Raw genomic sequence first — 22,873 nt, forward strand, 5'->3', positions numbered from 1 at the left:
CGTCTTAGTCGTCTGACTTCACAAGCCGTAATTTTGGCGGCTTGTGGGGTCGACGGGCAGACGAAAACGGTTCTGCAGGCTCTGCGAAACCAGCGACCGGGCTGCGTTCAGTTATCTGTGGCTTGCACTGTTCGATCTGGCTGTGCCGACATTCAAGCAGCTTGAAGCGTCGCGGCGCCCGTCCGATGGCACCTTTGCTGACAAGGCAACCAAGCGCCCGCGAAATATCCCCCAGATCACTTTTGAGCGGAAGCAGCAGCAGGCCCGCGTCCAGCTTCGGTTTACCAAATCCGGTTTCGGCACTCAGCTTCAGTTCGAGCGTTTCCGGCTTTTGAAACAACCCTTCCAACGCTTCAGACAGCGCGTTTCGGTCTTCCGGCACGACGAATGAAGTGATCGGCATACCCCGCACCTCCATCCCCATCACATCGACAAGGTGCATCCCCGCAAGACGAAAGCGGGCGAGGCCGGGCGCAATCCTTTCAAGCACGAATGCGTATTCCAACGCGGATTCGATACCCCGAGGGTCGATCTCCGACCGCAACGGAACGGCGCGGCCACGACGCAGGCCATCCCAATAGGCTTCGACTTGTCTGATTGCTGGAAAAGTCATGTCACCATTGCCGCTTGGCAGTGAAACAATATTCTGCCCTTGGTTACTCGTATCGCACATCGCATCACCCGATCTGGTGTCCGAAAAAAACTCGGTTTGTTGTCCAACGGGTTACGCTCTGTTAACCCTATCTAGATAAAGATTACTGTTCCGTTAACGTCGCATGTTTTGCGAAAATTTGGTGGAAATTCTAAACGAATGGTTAACACACACTCCGTGACTTCGATGACAGGGTTCGCGTCCGGCAGGGGCGAAGCTGACGGCTTTAGCTGGGGCTGGGACCTGCGGGCGGTCAACGGCAAGGGGCTTGATCTGCGCCTGCGCGTGCCGGATTGGGTTGAGGGGTTGGAGCAGGCGTTGCGCACGGCAATGTCTGCCCGGATCGGGCGGGGCAATATCACGCTGTCGTTGCGGCTTGCACGGGACGACTCTGCCGCAGCGGCGTCCCTGAACGAAACCGCGCTGGCCCGGCATTTCGAAACGCTAAAGCGGGTGGAGCAATTGGCGGCAGAGGCCGACATCGCCCTGTCGCCGTCGTCAGCGATGGACGTGCTCGCCATACGTGGCGTGCAGGAGATGTCGTCGGAGGCGGAGTATACAGCCGGCCTGCGAAAGACGTTGATGGCTGATTTTGCGCAGGTTCTCGACGCATTCTGCGCCATGCGAGCCGCCGAAGGGGAGGCCTTGCAGCAGGTCATCAGCGGCCAGCTCGACCGCATTGAAACGCTGGTCGCTGACGCGTCGAAAGTTGCCGAAGCGCGTAAAGACGATGTGGCCGAAACGCTGCGTGCCAATGTCGCGAAACTGCTTGAGAATACCGATGGCATCGACGAAGCGCGACTGACGCAGGAACTCGCGCTGCTTGCGGTCAAGACCGACGTGACCGAAGAACTCGACCGTCTTCGCGCCCATATCGACGCGGCGCGTGCGCTGCTGCGGGCAGAGGGGCCGATCGGACGCAAGCTCGACTTTCTGATGCAGGAGTTCAACAGAGAAGCGAATACGCTTTGTTCAAAGTCGCAATCCGTCGACCTGACCGCACTTGGCCTTGACCTGAAAGCCACCATCGATCAGATGCGCGAACAGGTTCAGAATGTGGAGTAATTGATGGGACAGCGGCGCGGTCTTCTTATCATCCTTTCGTCGCCCTCAGGGGCCGGGAAATCCACACTGGCCAAGCGCCTGCGCGATTGGGACGACACCATCCGCTTTTCGGTGTCCGCCACGACCCGCCCCGCCCGACCGGGTGAGGAGGAAGGCCGCGAATACTATTTCCGCACTCGCGAGGAATTCGAAGCGATGATCGCAGGCGGTGATATGCTGGAACACGCAGAGGTTTTCGGCAACCTCTACGGCAGTCCCCGCGCCCCGGTTGAGGAGGCGATCAGGGGTGGGCAGGACGTGTTGTTCGACATCGACTGGCAAGGCGGCCAGCAGGTTCGCGAAACCGGAATCGGCAAACAGCACGCGCTGTCGGTCTTTCTGCTGCCCCCGTCGATCTCCGAGCTGGAAAAACGTCTGCGGTCACGTGGTCAGGACAGCGAAGAGGTGATTGCAGGCCGGATGCAGAAAAGTCGGGATGAAATCAGCCATTGGGCGGAATACGATTACGTTCTGGTTAACGACGATCTGGATGCGACCTTCGAGCGGCTGAAAACCATCGTAACGGCAGAGCGGATGAGAAAGTCGCAGCAGCCCGATCTTGTCGGCATCGTGCGCAACCTGAACTCTGAATTTGAGGAACGGCAATGACGATTTTTACTTTGGATGGACTGGCACCCGAGCTTGACGACGACAGCTGGGTCGCCCCGGATGCGAATGTGATCGGCAAAGTTACTTTGGGCGCCGGTGTTGGCGTTTGGTTCGGCGCGACCCTTCGCGGTGACAATGAACGCATCACCGTCGGCGCACGCACGAATATTCAGGAAAACACCGTTTGCCACACCGATATGGGCTACCCGCTGGTGATTGGCGAGAACTGCACGATTGGCCATAAGGCGATGCTGCACGGGTGCACGATTGGCGAAGGTAGTCTGATCGGCATGGGCGCGACCGTTCTGAATGGCGCGACCATCGGCAAGAACTGCCTGATCGGGGCGGGGGCGCTGATTACCGAAGGGAAGACGATCCCCGATGGCTCTCTCGTCATGGGTGCGCCCGGCAAGGTCGTGCGGCAGTTGGATGAGGCGGGTATCGCCGCGCTTTATGATTCCGCCGAGGGGTATGTGCAGAACATGCGCCGGTTCCGTGACGGGCTGGCTGTTCGCGACTAAACCACACGCAATCCGGGGGCCACTTCATGTCAGACACCGACCGTCCATCGCTGATCCGCCGGACCCCGTGGCCAGAGAGCGCGTCGCGCCCCGTTGGGACGCCGCTTCAGCCCTCGGTCGTCTATGCCTCTCGCAATCCAGACGCGCTCGACGCGCAGTATGAGGGACGCACCGAAGGCTTCGCCTATTCGCGGGAGGGGCATCCAAACGCGCAAATCCTTGCGACAAAGATCGACGGGATGGAAGGGGCGGTTGGCGGGATCGTCACGTCTTCAGGCATGGCGGCGGTTACGGCGGCTGTTCTGGGCTTGCTGAATGCGGGCGATCACATCATCGCAGGCGATCAGCTATATGGGCGGTCGCTGCGGCTGATGCAGGAGGATCTGCCGCGCCTCGGGATTGGCGCGACCTTGGCCGACCCGACAGATATTGAGGCGTTTCGGAAGGCGCTTCATCCCGAAACCCGCGCGATCCTTGTCGAAGTTGTATCGAACCCGACGCTGCGGGTGGCGGATATGGAGGGATTGGCACAACTCGCCCGCGAATACGACCTGCTGCTGATGGTTGATAACACCTTCACCACGCCGCGCGCCTATCGACCATTCGATCACGGTGCGGATGTTGTGATTCACTCCGTCACCAAGCTGCTCGCCGGGCATTCGGACGCGATGTTGGGCTATGTCGTTGCGAAAAATCCTGCGCTTCAGGAACAGATCACGACAACGGTTATCACCTGGGGCATGGTCGGCAGCCCGTTCGACTGCTGGCTGGCAGAAAGGGGGCTGTATTCGTTCGACCTGCGTTTTGACCGCGCGTCACAAAACGCGGCGGAGCTTGCCGATCACCTCGGAGGTCTTCCTGGTGTGCGCCGTGTGCTTTATCCGCTACGCGCCGATCACCCGGACCACAACCGTGCTGCGCATCTGTTGGGCGGGCAAGGTGGCAATATGGTGAGCTTTGAGGTCGAAGGCGGCCGCGCTGCCGCCAATGCGCTGACTGAAGCGGCTGCGAACATCGCCTTTGCCCCAACACTCGGCGATATCGGCACGACCCTGTCGCACGCGGCATCGTCATCGCACCGTGGATTGGACGCGGCAGCCCGCGAAGCGATCGGGATTTCCGAAGGATTCTTTCGCGTTTCCGTCGGCGTTGAAGATATCGCCCTACTGAAACGCGAATTTGCCGAGGCAGTCGCGGCCGCCGTCAAACCACGCGGAGTTTAAGCGGGTTCGTCACCTGATAAAGCTCACAATCGATCCCCGGCGCCTGGGCGCGGAGTTCTGTCAGCACCATATCGGGATGGGGCAGTTTCGGTGACAGAACGCGGTATCGTCCGGTGAACCCCAGCGTATATAGCCGCGCCGCCACGTCGAGCGCGTCAAACCCGTTCGCAACAAGCGGGGACAGCACGATGCTCGGTGCCGCGTCCGATAGCGCCTCGGCATCCATGTCGGCATAGTCGAGGTAGCGGAACCCCGAATCCTGCGGCAGTTCACGCCCCTGCGCGATCCACGTGCGGACATTGCCGACGACGAGAATCAGTTCGCTTGTATCATTCGGGGCTGCACTGCTCATCCGCGCACTTACCTGTTCGATCCCAGGCGCCATTCCAGCGCCTGCGGCCTTGTTTTCGTTGTCGTCGTGGGCAAAACGGGGAAAAAAGTTTACTTGGTACAGGCCGCACAATAGACCGGCTTCAAACGGGCGGATTTTCGCCTGTTTTCGTCGGGTGTCCTATGTCTCAAAATGTGGCACGAAAGGCAACGCGATAGATCAGAAAACGAGCGCGACATAGTGGACAAAAAACAGATCGCTTCCCTCTTGGCCGCTGTGCCGTTGCCCATCGTTCTGATTGGCCCGGATGAGCGGATTACGCAGGCGAATTCCGCCGCGGAATCGCTGTTTGGGCCGGGGATTCTGGATCGCCACTTCATCACTGTGATGCGGCAGCCGGATCTGCTCGAATCAATCGAGGCAGTGCTGGCGGGTGCAGGGCCGCGCGACACGCGGTATCTGGGATACGAGGCGGGGCGAGAGACGACCTACGTGGTTCACTGCGCCCCGGTCGTCGGCGAGGACGACAACATCAGCGTTCTGGTTAGTCTCGACGATGTCACGGCGGTTGAGGAAGCCGGCCAGATGCGCCGCGATTTCGTTGCCAATGTCAGTCACGAGCTGCGCACGCCGCTGACCGCCTTGTCGGGCTTCATAGAAACGCTACGTGGTGCCGCGCGCGATGACGCGGCGGCGCGGGATCGGTTCCTTTCGATCATGGAGAACGAGGCGGCGCGGATGAACCGGCTCGTGCTCGATTTGCTGTCGTTGTCGCGGGTTGAGGATGACGAACGCCAACGGCCAACCGCAACGGTCGACCTATCGGCGCAAGTCAATTCGGTGCTGCAAGCGCTGCGACCCTTCGCGGATGATCGGGATGTGACGTTGCGGGCGGAACTTGGCGAGGGGCCAACGAACGTCATCGGCGATTCCGACCAGCTTCGGCAAGTCGTCAGCAACCTGACCGAAAACGCGATCAAATATGGCGGTAAGGGCGGAGAGGTCGTGGTTTCGATCACCGGCCCGCAAGAAGAAACCGCGCTGCGCGCGCCCGGCTACCGGCTGATCGTCCGTGACAATGGCGACGGTATCGCCCCGGAACATATTGCGCGACTGACCGAACGGTTCTACCGCGTCGACACCCATCGGTCGCGAGAGATGGGCGGCACTGGCCTCGGGCTTGCGATCGTCAAGCATATCGTCAATCGGCATCGGGGCCGTTTGAAGATCGAAAGCACGTTGGGGCAGGGCAGCCAGTTCATGGTGATCCTTCCCGCCGCCACGGACCCTGCCGGCTAGTTTTTTCGGCGAACCCGCCCTTTGTCATAAAACTGTTACGCGCCTGTCACAAAAGGATTGCGCGCAGGGCCTAGAGAGGCCGCGAGGTTGCCCGGGGGGTGACCGCGAAACGTTAACAGGAGCATTTAGATGTCTCGTTTGAAAATTTCCGCCTCTGTTCTGGCCGTTGCTGCGCTGTCCGCAACTGCCGCGACCGCGCGCGACCAGATTCAGATTGCCGGTTCTTCGACCGTTCTGCCTTACGCAGCGATCGTTGCCGAAGCCTTCGGCGAAAACTTTGACTTCCCGACACCGGTTGTTGAATCCGGTGGCTCTTCCGCGGGTCTCAAGAAGTTCTGCGAAGGTGTAGGCGAAGAAACTATCGACATCGCCAACTCTTCCCGCGCGATCAAGGAAGCCGAAGTTGCTGCATGTGCCGAAAACGGCGTGACCAACATCATCGAAGTTCGCATCGGTTATGACGGCATCGTTTTTGCGTCCGACATCGACGGCAACGCGTTCGAATTCACACCCGAAGACTGGTACCGTGCGCTGTCTGATACCGTCGTCGTCGACGGCGAAGTCGTCACGAACGAAGTGACCATGTGGAACGAAGTGAACCCTGACCTGCCCGAGCAGGAAATCCAGGCGTTCGTTCCGGGCACCAAGCACGGCACACGCGAAGTCTTCGAGGACAAGGTGATCCTCGCCGGTTGTGAAGCAACCGGTGACTTCGACGTTCTGATGGAGGCCAACGGTGGCGACAAGAAAGCCGCCGAAAAGGCATGTATCGGCCTGCGCACCGACGGCCGTTCGGTCGATATCGACGGTGACTACACCGAAACGCTAGCCCGCATCGAAGCCAATCCGGAAGGCATCGGCGTATTCGGTCTGTCGTTCTACGAAAACAACACCGACAAGCTGCAAGTTGCAAACATGTCCGGCGTAGCACCGTCGACCGAGACCATTTCGACTGGCGAATACCCCGTCTCGCGCCCGCTGTTCTTCTACATCAAAGCGGACCACATCGGCGTGATCCCCGGCCTGAAAGAGTACGCTGAGTTCTTTGTTGCCGATGAAATTGCAGGCCCGGATGGCCCGCTGGCCGAATACGGTCTGGTTGCAGACCCGGAGCTTGAAGCGACGCAATCCGCGGTCGCAGCCGAAAACAACATGTAATGCATGAATGAGGGCGGCCCGGTCCGGGCCGCCCTTTCGCTTGTCTTCTGGAAAGCTGCTGCATATGCCCCTTATCTGGATCATCCTGACCTTGTTGCTTTTGGGTGCCTCTGCCTTCGTTGCAGGCCGCGCGCGTGCAGCGGTCGTGGGCGACGACAGTCGCGCCTTTCATTCCCGGCCAGTCTATCACGGTGCCAATGTAGCGCTGAGCGGGCTTGTGCCCGCGCTTGCCCTTTTGATGGTTTGGTTGCTGCTCGCGCGGTTTGACCTGTTGCCCAAGGCGGGCGGATGGGAACTCGCCATCGCTGTCATTGTTGTCGCGGTCATCGGCTGCGCCTGGGCCTTCGCCAAAACCGCTGCCAATCGCAGGGCGCGGAACCTGACCGAAGGCTGGGTGCTTGGCCTGTTGATTTTCGCGGCGTCCATAGCGATCCTCACAACGCTTGGCATTGTGCTGTCGATGCTGTTTGAAACCATGAACTTCTTTTCGCAGTATTCAGCGGCGGAGTTCTTCTTTGGCCTGACATGGTCGCCCGATTTCCGCGGAGACAGCGAGCTGGGCATCCTGCCGCTGCTCTGGGGCACGCTCTACATCAGCTTTGTCGCGCTGCTGGTCGCGGTTCCGGTTGGCCTGTTCGCGGCGATCTACATGTCGGAATATGCAGGACCGAAGCTTCGCACGGTTGCCAAACCACTGATCGAAATCCTCGCCGGTATTCCGACGATTGTTTACGGGCTGTTTGCGCTGGTGACGGTCGGCCCGATGCTACGCGACTACTTTGCGCAACCGTTGGGGCTTGGCGAAAGCAGCTCATCCGTCATGACCGCCGGGTTGGTGATGGGGATCATGTTGATCCCGTTCGTGTCGTCACTGTCCGATGACATCATCACGGCCGTTCCGCAGGCGATGCGGGACGGGTCGCTTGGCCTTGGCGCAACGAAATCCGAAACCATCCGGCAAGTTGTTGTCCCTGCCGCGTTGCCCGGCGTCGTCGGCGCGGTTCTTCTGGCGGCCTCGCGCGCCATCGGCGAAACGATGATCGTCGTTCTCGGGGCAGGTGCTGCCGCCGCGCAACTGACCGATGGATTGGGCGAAGCCGTGAACCCGTTTGAGGCGATGACCACCGTAACCGTCAAGATCGTCAGCCAACTGACGGGCGATACCGACTTTGCGGCGCCGGAAACGCTGGTCGCCTTCGCACTTGGCCTGACGCTTTTCGTCATCACGTTGGGCCTCAACGTCCTCGCGCTCTTCATTGTGCGCAAATATCGGGAGCAGTATGAATGAGCGACGCCGCAAACCACACCTCGCTGTTCACCGAAAGCCCGCGCACGAAAAAGCGGAACGCGGCCGAGCGACGGTTCAAAGTTTACGGTCTAGCCGCGATTTTTGTCGGCATTCTCGCGTTGATCCTGCTTTTGGTCACGATTATCGGCAACGGGGCAGGGTCGTTCCGTCAGACCTACCTGACACTCGACGTGACGCTGTCGGCCGACAAGCTCGACAAAGAAGGCAACCGCGACCCGGAAGAGATGAAATCGGTTTCGACCTTCGGCTACGCGCCGCTGATCCGAGATGCGGCTGTCGCGCAACTGGCAGAAATCGGGTTTGAAACGGAGATCAAGGACAAAGAGGTCGGCGCGATCGTGTCGAAAGATGCGCCGGCGCAGCTGCGCGACTTCGTGCTGGCCAACCCCGAACTGGTCGGGCAGACGATCACCGTGGAATTCCTCGCGAACGGGCGGATCGACGGCTACCAAAAGGGCCGCGTCGACCGCGCAAGTGCTGCGCTTGATAGCAATGTATCACCGGAGCAGCTTGATATCACGGATGCATTGGCAGCGGCGGGTCTGCTTGAAACCCGGTTCAACTGGGCCTTCCTGACCTCGCCAGATGCGTCCGACCAGCGACCGGAATCTGCCGGCCTTGGTGTTGCGATCCTCGGATCGCTCTACATGATGATCATCGTGCTGGTCCTGTCCCTGCCAATCGGTGTCGCCGCGTCGATCTATCTGGAGGAGTTCGCGCCGAAAAACCGCTGGACCGATCTGATCGAGGTCAACATCTCCAACCTCGCCGCCGTTCCGTCTATCGTGTTCGGTATCCTCGGCCTCGCGATCTTCATCAACTTCGCCGGGCTGCCGCAATCAGCACCAATCGTCGGCGGCCTGGTTCTGACGCTGATGACCCTGCCGACCATCATCATCGCAACCCGCGCCAGCCTGAAATCGGTGCCGCCGTCGATCCGGGATGCCGCGCTTGGCGTTGGTGCGTCGAAGATGCAGTCGGTGTTCCACCACGTTCTGCCGCTCGCCGCGCCGGGTATCCTGACCGGCACGATCATCGGATTGGCGCAAGCCTTGGGCGAAACCGCTCCGTTGCTGCTGATCGGCATGGTCGCCTTCGTGAAGGAATTTCCCGACGCGCCGCCGGAAGGCTTCTTTGACCCCGCATCCGCATTGCCGATTCAGGTCTACAACTGGACGCAACGCGCTGATCCGGCCTTTGTCGAACGGGCATCGGGCGCGATCATAGTGTTGCTGATCTTTCTTGTTACAATGAACGCGGTTGCGATCCTGCTGCGCCGTCGCTTCGAACGCCGCTGGTGAGGACAGATGATGAATGACATGACACTGACGGAGAGAGCCGTGGACGTGAAAGATACAAAAATTTCCGCGCGCGGCGTGCAGGTCTACTATGCCGAAGCGCAGGCGATCCGCGACGTCGACGTCGATATCACCGACAAGACCGTCACGGCCTTCATCGGCCCGTCGGGCTGCGGCAAGTCGACTTTCCTGCGATGCCTGAACCGGATGAACGACACAATCGACATCTGCCGTGTCGAAGGGAACATCCTGCTTGACGGAGAGGACATCTACGACCCCAAGGTCGATCCGGTGCAGTTGCGCGCCAAGGTCGGCATGGTGTTCCAGAAACCGAACCCGTTTCCAAAGTCGATCTACGACAATGTCGCTTACGGCCCGCGTATTCACGGACTTTCTCGGTCGAAGGCCGAACTTGATGAGATCGTTGAAAAGGCGCTCCGCCGTGGCGCGATCTGGGATGAGGTCAAGGACAGGCTCGACGCGCCGGGCACCGGACTTTCCGGCGGTCAGCAACAGCGCCTTTGCATCGCACGGGCGATCGCGACCGAACCTGAGGTGCTGCTGATGGATGAACCTTGCTCTGCCCTTGATCCCATCGCGACGGCGCAGGTCGAAGAACTGATCGATGAGCTGCGCAAGCGTTATTCGGTCGTGATCGTAACCCACTCGATGCAACAGGCCGCACGTGTCAGTCAGAAAACGGCCTTCTTCCACCTCGGTAATCTCGTCGAATTCGGCGAAACCGGACAGATATTCACAAACCCAAGCGATCCGCGGACCGAAAGCTATATCACCGGGAGGATCGGTTGATGGAGGGCTCCATGCAGGACCAACACATCGCGTCGGCCTTCGACCGCGATCTTGAGGGTATTCAGGCGCAGATCATGAAGATGGGCGGGCTGGTCGAAGCCGCGATCCTTGATAGCGCCCGTTCGCTTGAGGCACGGGACGAGGAATTAGCCGAGCAAGTGCGCAAGGCCGACAAGGCCATTGACGCGCTGGAAGAGCAGGTGAATGAAGAGGCCGCGCGATTGATTGCTCTGCGCGCGCCGATGGGCACCGACCTGCGCACGGTTCTGACGGTCATGAAAATCTCCGGCAATCTTGAGCGGATCGGCGATTATTCGAAGAACCTCGCCAAGCGGACTTCGGTGCTGGTTCAGATGCCTGTCATCAACGGAACGCCCGGAGCCATTCGACGGATGGCCAAGGAAGTCGAAGTGATGCTGAAAGACGCGCTGGACGCCTATATCCAGCGCGACGCGCAATTGGCCGAGGATGTCCGCCAGCGCGATCACGAAGTCGATCAGATGTATAACGCGCTGTTCCGCGAATTCCTGACCTTCATGATGGAAGACCCGCGCAACATCACGGCCTGTATGCACCTGCACTTTATCGCGAAAAACATCGAACGGATGGGCGACCATGTGACCTCGATCGCGGAACAGGTCATTTATCTTGCGACCGGAGATCTGCCTGATGACAGCAGACCGAAGGCGACGACCGGATATCTTGATCCCGACGTCGGGGAGGAGAGCTGATGTCAGCCGACCAGCCGACTGTTCTTGTGGTAGAGGACGAACCGGCACAGCGGGAGGTATTGGCCTACAACCTTGAGGCCGAGGGATTTCGTGTCAGCCGGGCCGAGAACGGGGAGGAGGCGCTGTTGCTTGTTGACGAGGACGCGCCCGATCTGATCTTGCTCGACTGGATGCTGCCGAACGTATCGGGCATCGAAATTTGCCGCAGGTTGAAAACCCGGGCCGAGACGAAAAACGTGCCGGTCATCATGCTCTCTGCCCGGTCGGAAGAGCTGGATCGGGTGCGCGGTCTGGAAACCGGCGCGGATGATTACATCGTCAAACCCTATTCGGTCGCTGAACTGATGGCGCGGGTCAAAAACCAGCTTCGTCGCGTGCGCCCCGCATCGGTCGGAGAGCGGTTGACCTTCGACGACATCGTGCTGGACGCCGAAACCCACAAGGTTTTTCGCGGCGACACCCTGATCAAGCTTGGCCCGACGGAGTTTCGTCTGCTGACGACATTCATGGAAAAACCGGGGCGGGTCTGGTCGCGCGAGCAACTGCTCGACCGCGTGTGGGGGCGCGACATTTATGTCGATACCCGCACGGTAGATGTTCACATCGGACGACTGCGCAAGGCGCTGACCAAAGGCGGCGGCGATGATCCAGTGCGAACAGTCCGCGGCGCGGGATACGCGCTTGGCTAGGTGTCCAAATGTGCGGCGCTGGCCGTTTCCGACAGGATGCTGTCGAGTGTTTTGACAATCAGATCAATATCTTCTGTGTCAATCGTGAGGGGCGGGCGGATTTTCAAGATATTATCAGCGGGGCCCTCGGTTCCGACCAGAATACGGCATTCCCGCAAGCGGTTCTTAACGTAAGACGCAAGCGCGGTGGCCGGGGTCTTGGCTTGGCGATCAGTGACGAGGTCAACGCCGACAAATAGTCCCATACCGCGAACATCGCCAATCGCCGTGTGGTGATTCTTGAGGTCTGCGAGCGAAGCCAGCAGGCGATCCCCCATATTGCGGGCATTCTCCATCAGCCCTTCGTCGTCCACGATATCCAACACCTCCTTGCCTATACGGCAAGACAGGGTGGACCCGCCGAAGGTCGAAAAGAACTCCGGCCCCTGCGCGAAACTCTCGGCGATGGCCGGGGTCGTCACCAGCACGCCAAGTGGATGCCCGTTGCCGATGGGTTTGCCCATCACAACAATGTCGGGAACGGCCCCCTGATGTTCAAAACCGAAATAGTGGTGGCCCAATCGCCCAAGCCCCGTCTGCACCTCGTCCGCGATGCAGATACCGCCCGCGGCGCGGATGCGGTCATAAACAGCGGGAAGATAGCCATTCGGCGGGATGATCTGGCCACCGACGCTTGGGAATGTTTCAGCAATGAACCCGGCGAGCTTGCCGTCTTTGGTGGCGATCCGGGCAATGGCGTCGTCAACAAAAATCGCTAATTTCTTCGCACGATCAGCATCTTGCCGATCAAAGCTACCGCGATAATCATCGGCAACCTCAACCAATTCCACCCAATCCGGCTGACCCGCTCCGCCCGGCGCGTTGAACTTGTAGGCTGAGATATCCATCGCGCCGGTCGTATTGCCATGATAGCCGTGATCGGGCGTTATCATCGCTTTCCCGCCGGTATGCGCCCGCGCCAAACGAAGCGCGAGTTCGTTCGCCTCTGTCCCCGAATTAACGAAAAAGCACACGCTGAGTTGGTCGGGCAGTTTGGACGTAATCTTCTCCGCAAACGCGGCCTGCGCGGGGTGCAGATAGCGCGTGTTTGTATTCAAACGTTTCAGCTGATCCGCGGCGACGGCCTGAATACGCGGATGCGCATGGCCGACATGCGGCACGTTGTTATAGGCGTCGAGGTAAGGCCGCCCCCATTGGTCAAACAGATGGTGGCGCCAGCCCCGGACGAACATCACGGGATCGTCGTAACTGAGTTTGAGGTTCGGGCCGAAATAGGTGCTCCGGCGCTCCTGAACGGATTTCTTATCAATGGGTTGGAATGCAACCTTTTCATCCGGCAAGTTCAGCAGTGCTGCCGGATTTGGACAGATTCCCGTCCAAAGTTGAAGATCGTCGGGGTCCGCTACACCGGGCCAGTCGTCGCCCATCCCCTCTGTTGTCAGCGCGAGCTGGAAGTGCACGTGGGGCGCCCAACCGCCGTTCTGACTGACTACACCAAGTCGGCAGAATGCATTCCCTTTCAGTATCTTAGCGCCTACGCTTAATGATGAGACGACATCGGAGTTGAGATGACCGTACAGCGTGAAGAACGGATCGCCATCCGGGGTTCCATGTTCAAGAATAACCACCCCGCCATAATCGAGGTGATGATCGCGGTTTTCGACGGCGTATACCGTGCCGTCGAACGGTGCGAAAAGCGGGGTGTCCGCCGGGGCGAAGACATCGATTGCCAGATGAACGGTGCGCCGACTGCTAGACTTATGCTGGCCAGCGCGGAAGGCAGGCGACGTGTAAATCAGGCGCGGTTCCTTGTAATAGCCCAGCCAGATTTCGTGGGCCTCGGTGAACTCCTCCCCGACGCGTGCGGCCTCTTCCGTTGGCATATCGAATGGATTTTGTGGCCAAGTGCTGGATTCGACCGACAGCGATCCCATCGGCGCATCCGACAAAACTCGCCCGAAGAGGTCGGCAAATGTGCCGCGCTGCGCGTCCAGCCACTCCATAACGCAGGGGGCGTGATCAACGACCGGAAGGCTGCAAGCCGCGCGCAGGCGGGCGTTGATAAGCGTGGGCGGGGTCGGAAAACGCTCCAAAAACCGCCAGGCCGGCGCTTGGGAGATCGTGACATACGGGTCGCCCGGGTTTTCTTTCGCCATCTCTGTCGAATTCACCACACTCACCGCCAGACGCATCCGCAGAAGCGGCCAAATCAGATCGACCTCCTCCGCAGTCAGAGGGGCCGCGGCGTGATACCCGGCAACGAGGTCTGAGAGCGCGGCTTCGGGCGTCTCGTGATCCAGCACGACGTAAGCGGCAGCGATGGCGAGTTCGCAGATCCGAGGTGCGGCGCACATGTCGCCGAAATCGATCAGGCCGGTTACGTTTGCCGTTGTTGAATGAGATATGTGCGCCAAGATGTTGTGATCATTCACATCGTTGTGAATGGCGACCGCGGGAAGGCGCGTCAGTTCTGGCTTGATATCCGCGAAAGCGGCAAGGATGTCGGCGAGCAGCTCGCGCCGCGTCGGCTCATCAATCAGGTCGAGCTTCGACGTGATCCAATCCGCCCCAACGAGGTTCCACTTGAAGTCTCGGGAAAGTGCGGCGTGCTTGAATCCACGCAGCGCGACATCCAAGCGACCAAGCTTTTCGCCCAGATCGCGGATCAGTTTGGCGGACTTGGGCTTAAAACGAGCGTAGGTGACGCCCTCAAGGCAGGTTTGCAGCCAGCAGAGCCGGTTTGCGCCTCCTTCGTCTTGCAGGCTGACGATGGCCTCTCCGTCAATACTCTGAACGACGCGCGGAACGGGCAGGGCCGGGTCATTCTCCGCGACGAACGCCAAGGCCGCGATCTGCATATCGATCAGATCACGCGCACAGCCGTCGCGCATGACTTTCAGGATAAAGCGTTTCCCGTCATCGCATTTCACCATGAAGTTGAGGTCATATTCCCCGTTCAACTGGTGCAAAGACGCCGCAATTCCCCAATGCGATTTCAGGAGAGTTCGCCAGTGATCAAGCAATTTCGCCTCCGGTTCCAGACTGCTGTTGCAACACAGTCAAGGTTGCATTGAACCCGCGCTCTGTCGATCCTTTGAAACGCGATAATTCATTGGTTAGTCATGCGAAAAGCTTGGGTAGGTGGCGGTCGCCCGGACCTCGCTGATGCGATCCAAGACGATCTGCTATCTTGCGCGTGCGCCGCTCGGTCGCTACTCTGATCTCAACTTGAAATGGAGGGCGACGATGGCGCCCAAGCGTCCCGATGGTGCGGGCGCGTTCCCGAAAGCGGTTGAGCCACCCGCGCCGACTCGCCCAGACCCGGCCCAGCTCTATGCTGCGCTTGATCTGGGGACAAATTCTTGCCGCATGTTGGTCGCCCAACCGAAGGGCAACCAGTTCCATGTGGTCGATAGCTTTTCGAAATCCGTCCAGCTTGGGGCGGGTCTCGAGGCGACCGGGCGGTTGTCCCGAAATTCAATCTATCGCACGATTCAGGCGCTTAGGATTTGCCAGAAAAAGCTGAAACATCACAATGTTCGGCGGATGCGGCTGGTCACGACCGAAGCCTGCCGCCGTGCGCGCAATTCCGGCGATTTCATTCGGCATGTGAAGCGGGAAACCGGGCTGAAGCTTGAGGTGATCCAACCGGAGGAAGAGGCGCGGCTGGCCGTAATCAGTTGCGCGCCGTTGGTGTCGACCAAGACCGAGCAATTGCTGGTTGTCGATATTGGCGGTGGTTCGACGGAACTCGTCTGGATCGACCTCTCGAAAGTGCCAAGTGTCGAACGCCCCCGCGCGATCATGCGACTTCATTCGGGGTTCCGGCCAGAGGACGGCACACCGTTCCCGGCGGCGCGTGTGGTTGACTGGATCTCTGTCCCTCTGGGCGTCGCGACACTGCGCGAACAATTTGATGATGTCGAAGACGACTCCGCCCGTTTCGCGCTGATGAGCTGGCATTTTGAGGAAAACCTGCGCGAATTCGCACCCTACGAAAGCAACCACATCCGCGAGGGGTTCCAGATTATTGGAACGTCCGGCACCGTGACGACGGTTGCCGCGTCACACCTTGGGCTGCGGCGCTATGATCGCAACAAAGTCGACGGGTTGCGGATGACGACCGATCAGATCGACAAGGTGATCCACGGCTACCTCAACCTCGGCCCCAACGGACGGCGCAGCGATCCGCGGATCGGACGTGACCGGGCCACGCTGATTATGTCGGGTTCGGCGATTTTGCAGGCGTTGATGCGCATCTGGCCGACGGACCGTCTGTCGGTCGCGGATCGCGGTCTGCGCGAAGGGCTGCTATACGCATTGATGAGCGCGGATGGCGTTCTGGAAGACGGACATTACTGACCATGACGAAGAAGACGAGCGGGCGCGGAGAGCGCGACCTGAGAGTGAAAGTCAAAAGCGCACGGGGGCGGAAGCTAAGCTCTACCCTTTGGCTGGAACGTCAGTTGAATGACCCATATGTAAAGCGGGCACAGGTCGAGGGATATCGGGGCCGGGCGGCGTTCAAGATATTGGAAATCGACGATAAATATCGCTTTCTCGTGCCCGGCGCGCGGGTCGTTGACCTTGGCTGCGCCCCCGGTGGGTGGTGTCAGGTTGCGGTGAAGCGCGTCAATGCGTTAGGCGAGAAGCCCGGCAAGAAGGTCGGAACGGTCCTCGGCGTCGATCTGCAAGAGGTGGAGCCGATTGCGGGTGCGGAAATTCACGTTCTCGACTTCATGGCGGATGACGCGGACGAAACCGTCAAGGGATGGCTGGATGGCAAGGCTGATGTCGTGATGTCCGACATGGCCGCCGCAAGCTCCGGTCACAAGCAGACCGACCATTTGCGCATCATCGCATTGTGCGAGGCTGCGGCGTATTTCGCGTTCGACGTGCTGGATGATGGCGGCACCTTCGTTGCGAAGGTGCTGGCCGGTGGCGCGGAAGGGGAACTGCAGAAACTGCTGAAGCAGAAGTTCACCAAGGTCGCGAATATGAAACCCCCGGCGAGCCGATCTGATAGTTCGGAAAAGTTCGTCGTCGCAACAGGGTTCCGCGGCTAAAGCGGCGTTCCGTCACCGTTCGGAAAGAACAATTGCTGCCCCTCGACGCGATACTCTCCGATCGCGGTCTGGCCTTCTTCGGACAGCAGCCAATCAATGAATATCTGCCCTTCTTCCTGCTTCACATTCGGGCAAGCGGCGGGGTTCACGGCGATGACGCCGTATTGGTTAAACAGCGCGTCATCGCCCTCTAGCAAAATACCGTGCTGTTCCTTGTTCCCAAAGGCAAGCCACGTCGCCCGGTCGGTGATCGTATAGGCGTTCATGCCGATGGCGGCGTTCAGCGTAGCCCCCATGCCGGAGCCGGTTTCGCGATACCATGTGCCGCTTCCGATATTCGGGTCGATGACCGCATCCTCCCACAACGCGCGTTCTTTCTTATGAGTGCCGCTGTCATCCCCGCGTGAGGCGAAAGGCTCCTCCGTCGACGCGATGGCGGTCAGTGCCGCGGATGCGGAGCCAAGCTGATGGATTTGGGCGGGGTCATTTGCCGGGCCAACAATGATAAAATCGTTATACATCACGTCGGATCGCGACAGGCCAAAGCCGTCTTCGACGAATTTTTCCTCCGCCGATTTCGCGTGCACCAGCAACACATCGCCATCACAGTTCTGCGCGTTCTTCAGCGCTTGGCCGGTCCCGACCGCAACGACCCGCACCTCGATATCCGCAGCCTCCTGAAACTGGGGCAGGATTGCGTCGTACAGGCCGGAGTTCTGGGTCGACGTCGTCGATTGAACGATGATGAACGGGGTTTCCGCGACCGCAGAAGTCGCAAAGAAGACCGGCGCGAGGGCAAGGAGAAGTCGGCGCATAATGTTATTTCCTTAGAGTAGCAGTTCGCCCGAAACATAAGCGCGTGCTTGGGCTGAGCGCGGCGAGTCGAGGAATTCGGATGCCTTCGTATGCTCCGTTATCTTGCCGCGATGCAAGAAGGCAATGTCGTCCGCCAGCCGTGCGGCTTGGCCGCGATCATGCGTAATCAGGATCAGCTTGACGCCATCCTCGGACGCGCGCGTTGCAAGGGCTTCGATGGCGGCTGTTGCGGCTGGATCAAGGCTCGCCGTTGGTTCATCCAGCAGCAGAAGGCGCGGGCGCGCGGCCAAGGCGCGCACCATGGCAAGCCGCTGTTGTTCACCGCCCGACAATGCGCGGGCCGGCGCCTCGGAAATGCGCGCGAGGTCGGCCATGACAAGCAGTTCGGCAAGACGGCCGGGCCGTTCCTTGCGGGGAATTTTGTGCATCTTCAACGCGTGCATCAGGTTCGCGCGAACCGTGCGACGCAGCAGGACGGGTTTCTGAAAGACAAGCGCCGGATGCTCCATCGCGCTTGGAAGGCTGACGCGGCCCCGGTTCGGGGCCAGAATACCGGCAATCACCTTCAACAGCAGGCTTTTTCCCGCGCCATTCGGCCCCATCAGCGCCGTGATCCCGCGCCCCGGAAGGCCGAGCGTCACGCCGTCCAGCAGCACTTTTCCATCACGCGACAGGTGCAAATCGTCGAGCTGGATGGGTGCAGCGTTCGGAGTCGTGTTCGACGGGAAGGGGAGTATCCGGGTTTCAGCCATAGGCAATCGCCCCCCGGCGCGGCCTTAGAGCCATCGCAGCGGCGTTGATTGAAAATGACAGCGCCAGCAAGATGATCCCGAGCCCAAGCGCGAGGGCAAGTTCACCCTTCGAAGTTTCAAGCGCAATCGCAGTCGTCATCACTCTTGTCACATGGTTGATATTCCCGCCAACGATCATCACCGCGCCCACCTCGGCAAACGCGCGGCCCAGCCCGGCAAGCGCGGCGGTCAAAAGCTGCGGGCGGGCGTCCCACAGGATAGTCATCATCACCTGCCGACCACTCGCCCGCATCGCGCGGAGGGTTTCGTCGTATTCGCGGTGGATCTCAACCAATACCTGACGGGAGATTGCCGCGATGATCGGCGTTACGAGTATGAACTGCGCGATAATCATCGCGGTCGGCGTGTAAAGCAGTTGCAAAACCGCGAGCGGTCCGGCCTGGCTTAGCACCATATATAGGCCAAGGCCGACGACAACCGGCGGCAGGCCCATCGACGCGCTGACCGCGACCGTCAGAAACCCGCGCCCCGGAAAGCGACCTATCGCGAGGATCGCGCCAAGCGGCAGGCCCACCAGCGTCGCAAGGAACACCGCGCTGAAGGTGACTTGAAGCGACAGTGCTACGATCTCATACAATGCCCGGTCGCCTGAGGCGATCAAACCGAATGCAGCTTGGAATGCAGCAAGGAAATCTTGCATTTGGCAGGCTCCTGTCGTCGGTCCCGATCATTTTCGCTCGCTTGTCCGTTGTCAATCGGCGCGGCGTGAAACGAACAAGTCGTGACGCAAACGGTTTGGCGGGCGTCGGGTTTGATGCGAGAAGACCGACGGAGTTCGGTCCGTCGCGGCCTTTCGCTGATCAGCGCGAATCATCAGTGCATTCTGTCGCACCACAAATGTTCCAAACACACCTTGACCTTCCACTTACTGGAAGCCTTATGTGAGGTGGTGACCAAGATCAAAACCATGTCGAGGATGGAATGAAACCAACATCGCAAGCGACCCTCACTCTCGACGGAATGTCCTGTGCATCCTGCGTCCGACGGGTCGAAACCGCTCTGACCGATGCGCCCGGAGTGGTGTCCGCACGGGTCAACCTCGCCACGCACAGCGCGCATGTGGAGTATCAGGACGGGGCTATGACCGCCGCCGACCTTGCCCAAACCGCGACTGACGCGGGTTATCCGGCCGAGGTGCGTTCGGACGACGCGGAGGGCGTGCGCAACTCCTCCGAAGCGGATGAGATGAAACGACGCGTGCTGATCGCCGCACTGCTGACACTGCCGGTCGTCGCGCTGGCGATGGGCGGGCATATGTTCACCGCTGTCCATGACTTGATCGCGCGGACGATCGGGATGCAGGCAAACTGGCTGATCCAGTTTGTGCTGACAACGACGGTAATGTTCTGGGCGGGGCGCCCGTTCTTTGCCAAAGGTGTTCCGGCGTTGCTGAGTGGGAAACCGGAAATGAACTCCCTCGTCGCGCTCGGCACGTCGGCGGCTTGGGGGTATTCGACCATCGCGACATTCGCGCCGGGTTTGCTGCCCGACGACGCGCGATTTGTGTATTTCGAGGCCGCAGCGGTGATCGTGACGTTGATCCTGCTGGGGCGGTGGCTGGAAGCGCGCGCGCGTGGCCGCACAGGCGACGCAATCCGCAAACTTGTCGGCTTGCGCCCCAAAACCGCGCGCGTCGAACGGGCGGGGCAAGTTCAAGATCTGCCGATCGCGGAGTTGGTCGTCGGCGACATCATCCAGACCCGACCAGGAGAGCGGATTGCCAGTGACGGCGATGTTGTAGATGGCCGGTCGTTCGTCGACGAAAGCATGGTGACGGGTGAGCCTGTTCCGGTAGAGAAAACCAGCGGCGACAGCGTCGTCGGCGGCACGATCAACGGCACCGGAGCGCTGTCGATTTCAGTCACAGCGGTTGGACGCGATACGGTGCTGTCGCAGGTGATCAAGATGGTCGAGGCTGCGCAAGGCGCGAAGCTGCCCATCGAAAACCTCGTCAATCGCGTGACTGCGTGGTTCGTGCCGGTGGTTATTATGATTGCTGCGCTGACGGTCATCGTCTGGCTGTCGGTCGGGCCGGGGATCGGGGCTGCGCTGGTCGCCGGAGTCTCCGTTCTGATTATCGCGTGCCCCTGTGCGATGGGGCTTGCGACGCCAACATCGATCATCGTCGGCACGGGCCGTGCCGCATCGCTTGGTGTGTTGTTCCGGCGGGGCGACGCGCTGCAGCGCTTACAAGACGTAGATGTGATCGCCTTTGACAAGACCGGAACCCTCACGGCCGGACAACCGGAGTTGACGGATGTCGAGTTGGCAGAGGGGTTTGACTCCGACAGCGTCTTGCAATGGGTCGCCGCCGTTGAGGCCCGGTCAGAACATCCCATCGCACAGGCCATCGTGCGGGCGGCGGAGGGCAGGGGGCTGCAAGCACTTGAAACGAGCGAATTCGATTCAGTGACTGGTTTTGGGGTTGAGGCGGTCGTAGAGGGCCAATCCATCCTCGTTGGCGCAGGGCGGTTGATGGACCGTCACGGCATTGCGACCGATACAATGTCCGACGCCGCCAACGCCCTCGCCCGCGCTGGTAAAACACCGATCTACGCGGCAGTTGACGGTCAGCTTGCGGCTTTGCTCGGTGTGGCCGACCCCGCCAAGCCGATGAGTGCAGACGCGGTCGACGCGATCAAAGCCCGTGGGCTGAAGGTCGCGATGGTGACGGGCGACAACCGGGCAACGGCAGAGGTTATCGCCGCGCAGCTTGGCGTCGACCACATCGTCGCGGATGTGCTGCCCGGCGGCAAGATTGACGCGGTCGAAGAACTGCGCGGCGCCACTGGCCGCGTCGCGTTCGTTGGCGACGGGATCAATGACGCGCCCGCGCTGGCCGCCGCTGACGTCGGTATCGCGGTCGGCACCGGCACGGACGTTGCGATTGAGGCTGCGGATGTCGTGTTGATGTCCGGTGATCTGACGGGCGTCGTCAATGCGCTTGAAATCAGCGGTCGGACGATGCGCAATATCCGGCAGAACCTCGGCTGGGCGTTTGGCTATAACGCGTTGCTGATCCCGGTCGCGGCGGGCGTTCTCTATCCCTTCGCGGGTATGCTGCTGTCACCGATGATGGCCGCAGGTGCGATGGCGCTGTCGAGCGTGTTTGTCCTGACAAACGCGCTTCGCCTGCGGTTTGTGGAACCGGCGTTGAAAGCAGATACACCCAAAAGAGCGCCAGCAGAAACCGCTGGCCGCGCGATCCCGCAGGAGGTGCAGACATGAATATCGGTGACGCGGCGGATCGCACCGGGCTGCCCGCGAAAACGATCAGATATTACGAGGATATTGGCCTTGTTGCACCAGCACGGGACGCGAACGGATATCGCAGTTTTGCCAGCAACGACCTGCACAAACTCAGCTTTCTGGGCCGCGCGCGGTCGTTGGGGTTTTCGATTGAGGATTGTCGTGGCCTTCTTGCGCTGTACGAAGATCACACGCGGACGAGTTCGGACGTTAAAACCATCGCATCGGAACATCTGGTCAGGATCGACGAGAAGATCGCAGAGTTGCAGGAGTTGCGCGCAACGCTCGGCGCGCTGGTTGAGGCGTGCGCAGGCGACGATCGGCCGGATTGCCCGATATTAAATGACCTCGCGGTGGGTGACGATGGGACTAGCCGTAACTGACCGTCGTGTCCCACCGGGCGCAAAGATCGGTAAGCGGAGGCGATAGGGGCGCGTCGGTGAATAGCGTGCTCATGTCCCTCAACGATGCAATCCGCACCGGGGCGCTGCGTTGAAACTTTGAATGGTCGGCCACCAAAAACACCCGCCGCGCTTGTCGGATGATCGCTTTGCTCACGCCGACCTCCTGCACGTCGAAATCCAGCAAGTCGCCATCCGCATCAAGCGCAGAGCAGCCGATCACCGCGTAATCGACCTTGAATTGTTCAATGCTTCTGGCCGCCATGTCACCGACCAATCCGCCATCTGATCGGCGTAACATGCCGCCCGCGACCATAATCTGACAGTCGGTGTTCGCGACGAGGATATTCGCGACGTTCATGTTATTGGTAACCACCATCAGATTGGTGTGGTGGAGCAGGGCGCGGGCCACGGCCTCGGTGCTGGTGCCGATGTTGAGGAACAGCGAGGCCCCATCGGGAATCGCCTCCGCGCAGCGGCGGGCGATGTCGGCTTTCGCCGCGTCATGCAGCCCGCGGCGGTCTTCGTAGCCGATATTGGACACGGCAGAAGGCAAGACTGCGCCTCCATGCACCCGTTCGAGTTTGCCCGCATCAGCCAGATCGCTTAGGTCGCGGCGGATCGTCTGAACGCTCACGCCGAAGCGTCGAGCGAGGTCTTCGACCAGCACCTTTCCTTCGGTCCGGGCGATATTCAGAATGTCGGGTTCGCGGAAGTTCTGAGCCATGTCGTGCTGCCAATGTTCGATTATGCGCGACTTTGTCGCGAAGAGAAGCGAAGCGCAAGAATTTTGTT

22 protein-coding genes are annotated in these 22,873 nt (G+C 60.1%); 15 read left to right on the forward strand and 7 right to left on the reverse strand.

Annotated elements, in window-relative coordinates; translation table 11 throughout:
• Positions 1-4 precede the first annotated feature (4 nt).
• Positions 5-613: a PAS domain-containing protein gene (locus tag ACEWPJ_RS07840; protein ID WP_416512214.1), complete on the reverse strand. Its 609-nt coding sequence runs from the start codon at positions 611-613 to the stop codon at positions 5-7.
• Between the two features lie 198 nt (positions 614-811).
• On the opposite strand from ACEWPJ_RS07840, the gene ACEWPJ_RS07845 reads away from it, so the two are divergent.
• Genes ACEWPJ_RS07845 through ACEWPJ_RS07860 form a run of 4 tightly spaced genes read left to right on the forward strand, consistent with a single transcriptional unit; the run spans position 812 to position 4,109 of the window.
• Complete coding sequence (locus ACEWPJ_RS07845; RefSeq protein ID WP_416512216.1) at positions 812-1,717, forward strand: YicC/YloC family endoribonuclease; 906 nt, start codon at positions 812-814, stop codon at positions 1,715-1,717.
• Positions 1,718-1,720: 3 nt separating this feature from the next.
• The gene (gene gmk, locus ACEWPJ_RS07850) at positions 1,721-2,365 is read left to right on the forward strand and encodes a guanylate kinase (RefSeq protein ID WP_416512217.1); all 645 of its coding nucleotides are present in this window, start codon (positions 1,721-1,723) and stop codon (positions 2,363-2,365) included.
• On the forward strand, positions 2,362-2,886 hold the full coding sequence (locus tag ACEWPJ_RS07855; RefSeq protein WP_416512219.1) for a gamma carbonic anhydrase family protein: 525 nt from the start codon (positions 2,362-2,364) through the stop codon (positions 2,884-2,886). Before gmk ends, ACEWPJ_RS07855 begins: the two co-directional genes overlap by 4 nt.
• A gap of 26 nt (positions 2,887-2,912) precedes the next feature.
• The gene (locus ACEWPJ_RS07860) at positions 2,913-4,109 is read left to right on the forward strand and encodes a trans-sulfuration enzyme family protein (protein ID WP_416512220.1); all 1,197 of its coding nucleotides are present in this window, start codon (positions 2,913-2,915) and stop codon (positions 4,107-4,109) included.
• On the opposite strand, the gene ACEWPJ_RS07865 is transcribed toward ACEWPJ_RS07860, so the two are convergent.
• A complete protein-coding gene (locus tag ACEWPJ_RS07865; protein WP_416512222.1) occupies positions 4,090-4,461 on the reverse strand; it encodes a hypothetical protein in 372 nt (123 codons plus the stop codon). The two genes, ACEWPJ_RS07860 and ACEWPJ_RS07865, sit on opposite strands and share 20 nt — an antisense overlap.
• Positions 4,462-4,632: 171 nt before the next feature.
• On the opposite strand from ACEWPJ_RS07865, the gene ACEWPJ_RS07870 reads away from it, so the two are divergent.
• From ACEWPJ_RS07870 to phoB, 7 genes are all read left to right on the forward strand, one after another.
• On the forward strand, positions 4,633-5,739 hold the full coding sequence (locus ACEWPJ_RS07870; protein WP_416512224.1) for an ATP-binding protein: 1,107 nt from the start codon (positions 4,633-4,635) through the stop codon (positions 5,737-5,739).
• 129 nt (positions 5,740-5,868) lie between these two features.
• Positions 5,869-6,897 (forward strand): substrate-binding domain-containing protein, encoded by a 1,029-nt coding sequence (locus ACEWPJ_RS07875; protein ID WP_416512226.1) that lies wholly within the window; start codon positions 5,869-5,871, stop codon positions 6,895-6,897.
• A 64-nt stretch (positions 6,898-6,961) separates the two neighbouring features.
• On the forward strand, positions 6,962-8,185 hold the full coding sequence (gene pstC / locus ACEWPJ_RS07880) for a phosphate ABC transporter permease subunit PstC (protein WP_416512227.1): 1,224 nt from the start codon (positions 6,962-6,964) through the stop codon (positions 8,183-8,185).
• Complete coding sequence (gene pstA, locus ACEWPJ_RS07885; protein ID WP_416512229.1) at positions 8,182-9,507, forward strand: phosphate ABC transporter permease PstA; 1,326 nt, start codon at positions 8,182-8,184, stop codon at positions 9,505-9,507. Before pstC ends, pstA begins: the two co-directional genes overlap by 4 nt.
• Before the next feature lie 9 nt (positions 9,508-9,516).
• A complete protein-coding gene (gene pstB, locus ACEWPJ_RS07890; protein WP_416512230.1) occupies positions 9,517-10,314 on the forward strand; it encodes a phosphate ABC transporter ATP-binding protein PstB in 798 nt (265 codons plus the stop codon).
• A gap of 11 nt (positions 10,315-10,325) precedes the next feature.
• Entirely contained in the window at positions 10,326-11,045 is a 720-nt protein-coding gene (gene phoU / locus ACEWPJ_RS07895; RefSeq protein WP_416512232.1) for a phosphate signaling complex protein PhoU, read from the forward strand.
• Complete coding sequence (gene phoB, locus ACEWPJ_RS07900) at positions 11,045-11,734, forward strand: phosphate regulon transcriptional regulator PhoB (RefSeq protein WP_416512234.1); 690 nt, start codon at positions 11,045-11,047, stop codon at positions 11,732-11,734. Before phoU ends, phoB begins: the two co-directional genes overlap by 1 nt.
• On the opposite strand, the gene ACEWPJ_RS07905 is transcribed toward phoB, so the two are convergent.
• On the reverse strand, positions 11,731-14,757 hold the full coding sequence (locus tag ACEWPJ_RS07905) for an aminotransferase class III-fold pyridoxal phosphate-dependent enzyme (RefSeq protein ID WP_416512236.1): 3,027 nt from the start codon (positions 14,755-14,757) through the stop codon (positions 11,731-11,733). The two genes, phoB and ACEWPJ_RS07905, sit on opposite strands and share 4 nt — an antisense overlap.
• A 223-nt stretch (positions 14,758-14,980) precedes the next feature.
• Here ACEWPJ_RS07905 and ACEWPJ_RS07910 point away from each other — a divergent pair, with 223 nt between their 5' ends.
• Both ACEWPJ_RS07910 and ACEWPJ_RS07915 read left to right on the forward strand, forming a co-directional pair.
• Positions 14,981-16,096 (forward strand): Ppx/GppA phosphatase family protein, encoded by a 1,116-nt coding sequence (locus tag ACEWPJ_RS07910; RefSeq protein ID WP_416512238.1) that lies wholly within the window; start codon positions 14,981-14,983, stop codon positions 16,094-16,096.
• A gap of 2 nt (positions 16,097-16,098) precedes the next feature.
• Positions 16,099-16,800, forward strand: coding sequence for an RlmE family RNA methyltransferase (locus ACEWPJ_RS07915; protein WP_416512240.1), 702 nt, complete (start codon positions 16,099-16,101; stop codon positions 16,798-16,800).
• Here the strand turns inward: ACEWPJ_RS07915 and ACEWPJ_RS07920 are convergent.
• Genes ACEWPJ_RS07920 through ACEWPJ_RS07930 form a run of 3 tightly spaced genes read right to left on the reverse strand, consistent with a single transcriptional unit; the run spans position 16,797 to position 19,068 of the window.
• Entirely contained in the window at positions 16,797-17,615 is an 819-nt protein-coding gene (locus ACEWPJ_RS07920; RefSeq protein WP_416512242.1) for a substrate-binding domain-containing protein, read from the reverse strand. The genes ACEWPJ_RS07915 and ACEWPJ_RS07920 overlap by 4 nt on opposite strands.
• A 12-nt stretch (positions 17,616-17,627) precedes the next feature.
• Positions 17,628-18,368: an ATP-binding cassette domain-containing protein gene (locus ACEWPJ_RS07925; RefSeq protein ID WP_416512244.1), complete on the reverse strand. Its 741-nt coding sequence runs from the start codon at positions 18,366-18,368 to the stop codon at positions 17,628-17,630.
• Positions 18,361-19,068, reverse strand: a complete 708-nt coding sequence (locus ACEWPJ_RS07930; RefSeq protein ID WP_416512245.1) for an ABC transporter permease — start codon at positions 19,066-19,068, stop codon at positions 18,361-18,363. Before ACEWPJ_RS07930 ends, ACEWPJ_RS07925 begins: the two co-directional genes overlap by 8 nt.
• Positions 19,069-19,349: 281 nt before the next feature.
• Between ACEWPJ_RS07930 and ACEWPJ_RS07935 the strand changes: the two genes are divergently transcribed.
• On the forward strand, positions 19,350-21,656 hold the full coding sequence (locus tag ACEWPJ_RS07935) for a heavy metal translocating P-type ATPase (protein ID WP_416512246.1): 2,307 nt from the start codon (positions 19,350-19,352) through the stop codon (positions 21,654-21,656).
• On the forward strand, positions 21,653-22,060 hold the full coding sequence (gene cueR, locus ACEWPJ_RS07940; RefSeq protein ID WP_416512247.1) for a Cu(I)-responsive transcriptional regulator: 408 nt from the start codon (positions 21,653-21,655) through the stop codon (positions 22,058-22,060). The genes ACEWPJ_RS07935 and cueR overlap by 4 nt, the downstream gene beginning before the upstream one ends.
• Here cueR and ACEWPJ_RS07945 read toward each other — a convergent pair.
• On the reverse strand, positions 22,047-22,805 hold the full coding sequence (locus tag ACEWPJ_RS07945) for a DeoR/GlpR family DNA-binding transcription regulator (RefSeq protein ID WP_416512249.1): 759 nt from the start codon (positions 22,803-22,805) through the stop codon (positions 22,047-22,049). The two genes, cueR and ACEWPJ_RS07945, sit on opposite strands and share 14 nt — an antisense overlap.
• Positions 22,806-22,873: the final 68 nt, after the last annotated feature.

Source organism: Aliiroseovarius sp. YM-037, assembly GCF_048060095.1.
Classification (GTDB): domain Bacteria; phylum Pseudomonadota; class Alphaproteobacteria; order Rhodobacterales; family Rhodobacteraceae; genus JBLUOA01.

Excerpts from the sequence above, each read along its gene's own strand:
- ACEWPJ_RS07840 (WP_416512214.1), bottom strand. The coding sequence starts at position 613 with ATGACTTTTCCAGCAATCAGACAAGTCGAAGCCTATTGGGATGGCCTG.
- ACEWPJ_RS07845 (WP_416512216.1), top strand. The coding sequence starts at position 812 with ATGGTTAACACACACTCCGTGACTTCGATGACAGGGTTCGCGTCCGGC.
- gmk (WP_416512217.1), top strand. The coding sequence starts at position 1,721 with ATGGGACAGCGGCGCGGTCTTCTTATCATCCTTTCGTCGCCCTCAGGG.
- ACEWPJ_RS07855 (WP_416512219.1), top strand. The coding sequence starts at position 2,362 with ATGACGATTTTTACTTTGGATGGACTGGCACCCGAGCTTGACGACGAC.
- ACEWPJ_RS07860 (WP_416512220.1), top strand. The coding sequence starts at position 2,913 with ATGTCAGACACCGACCGTCCATCGCTGATCCGCCGGACCCCGTGGCCA.
- ACEWPJ_RS07865 (WP_416512222.1), bottom strand. The coding sequence starts at position 4,461 with ATGAGCAGTGCAGCCCCGAATGATACAAGCGAACTGATTCTCGTCGTC.
- ACEWPJ_RS07870 (WP_416512224.1), top strand. The coding sequence starts at position 4,633 with ATGTGGCACGAAAGGCAACGCGATAGATCAGAAAACGAGCGCGACATA.
- ACEWPJ_RS07875 (WP_416512226.1), top strand. The coding sequence starts at position 5,869 with ATGTCTCGTTTGAAAATTTCCGCCTCTGTTCTGGCCGTTGCTGCGCTG.
- pstC (WP_416512227.1), top strand. The coding sequence starts at position 6,962 with ATGCCCCTTATCTGGATCATCCTGACCTTGTTGCTTTTGGGTGCCTCT.
- pstA (WP_416512229.1), top strand. The coding sequence starts at position 8,182 with ATGAGCGACGCCGCAAACCACACCTCGCTGTTCACCGAAAGCCCGCGC.
- pstB (WP_416512230.1), top strand. The coding sequence starts at position 9,517 with ATGAATGACATGACACTGACGGAGAGAGCCGTGGACGTGAAAGATACA.
- phoU (WP_416512232.1), top strand. The coding sequence starts at position 10,326 with ATGCAGGACCAACACATCGCGTCGGCCTTCGACCGCGATCTTGAGGGT.
- phoB (WP_416512234.1), top strand. The coding sequence starts at position 11,045 with ATGTCAGCCGACCAGCCGACTGTTCTTGTGGTAGAGGACGAACCGGCA.
- ACEWPJ_RS07910 (WP_416512238.1), top strand. The coding sequence starts at position 14,981 with ATGGCGCCCAAGCGTCCCGATGGTGCGGGCGCGTTCCCGAAAGCGGTT.
- ACEWPJ_RS07915 (WP_416512240.1), top strand. The coding sequence starts at position 16,099 with ATGACGAAGAAGACGAGCGGGCGCGGAGAGCGCGACCTGAGAGTGAAA.
- ACEWPJ_RS07920 (WP_416512242.1), bottom strand. The coding sequence starts at position 17,615 with ATGCGCCGACTTCTCCTTGCCCTCGCGCCGGTCTTCTTTGCGACTTCT.
- ACEWPJ_RS07925 (WP_416512244.1), bottom strand. The coding sequence starts at position 18,368 with ATGGCTGAAACCCGGATACTCCCCTTCCCGTCGAACACGACTCCGAAC.
- ACEWPJ_RS07930 (WP_416512245.1), bottom strand. The coding sequence starts at position 19,068 with ATGCAAGATTTCCTTGCTGCATTCCAAGCTGCATTCGGTTTGATCGCC.
- ACEWPJ_RS07935 (WP_416512246.1), top strand. The coding sequence starts at position 19,350 with ATGAAACCAACATCGCAAGCGACCCTCACTCTCGACGGAATGTCCTGT.
- cueR (WP_416512247.1), top strand. The coding sequence starts at position 21,653 with ATGAATATCGGTGACGCGGCGGATCGCACCGGGCTGCCCGCGAAAACG.
- ACEWPJ_RS07945 (WP_416512249.1), bottom strand. The coding sequence starts at position 22,805 with ATGGCTCAGAACTTCCGCGAACCCGACATTCTGAATATCGCCCGGACC.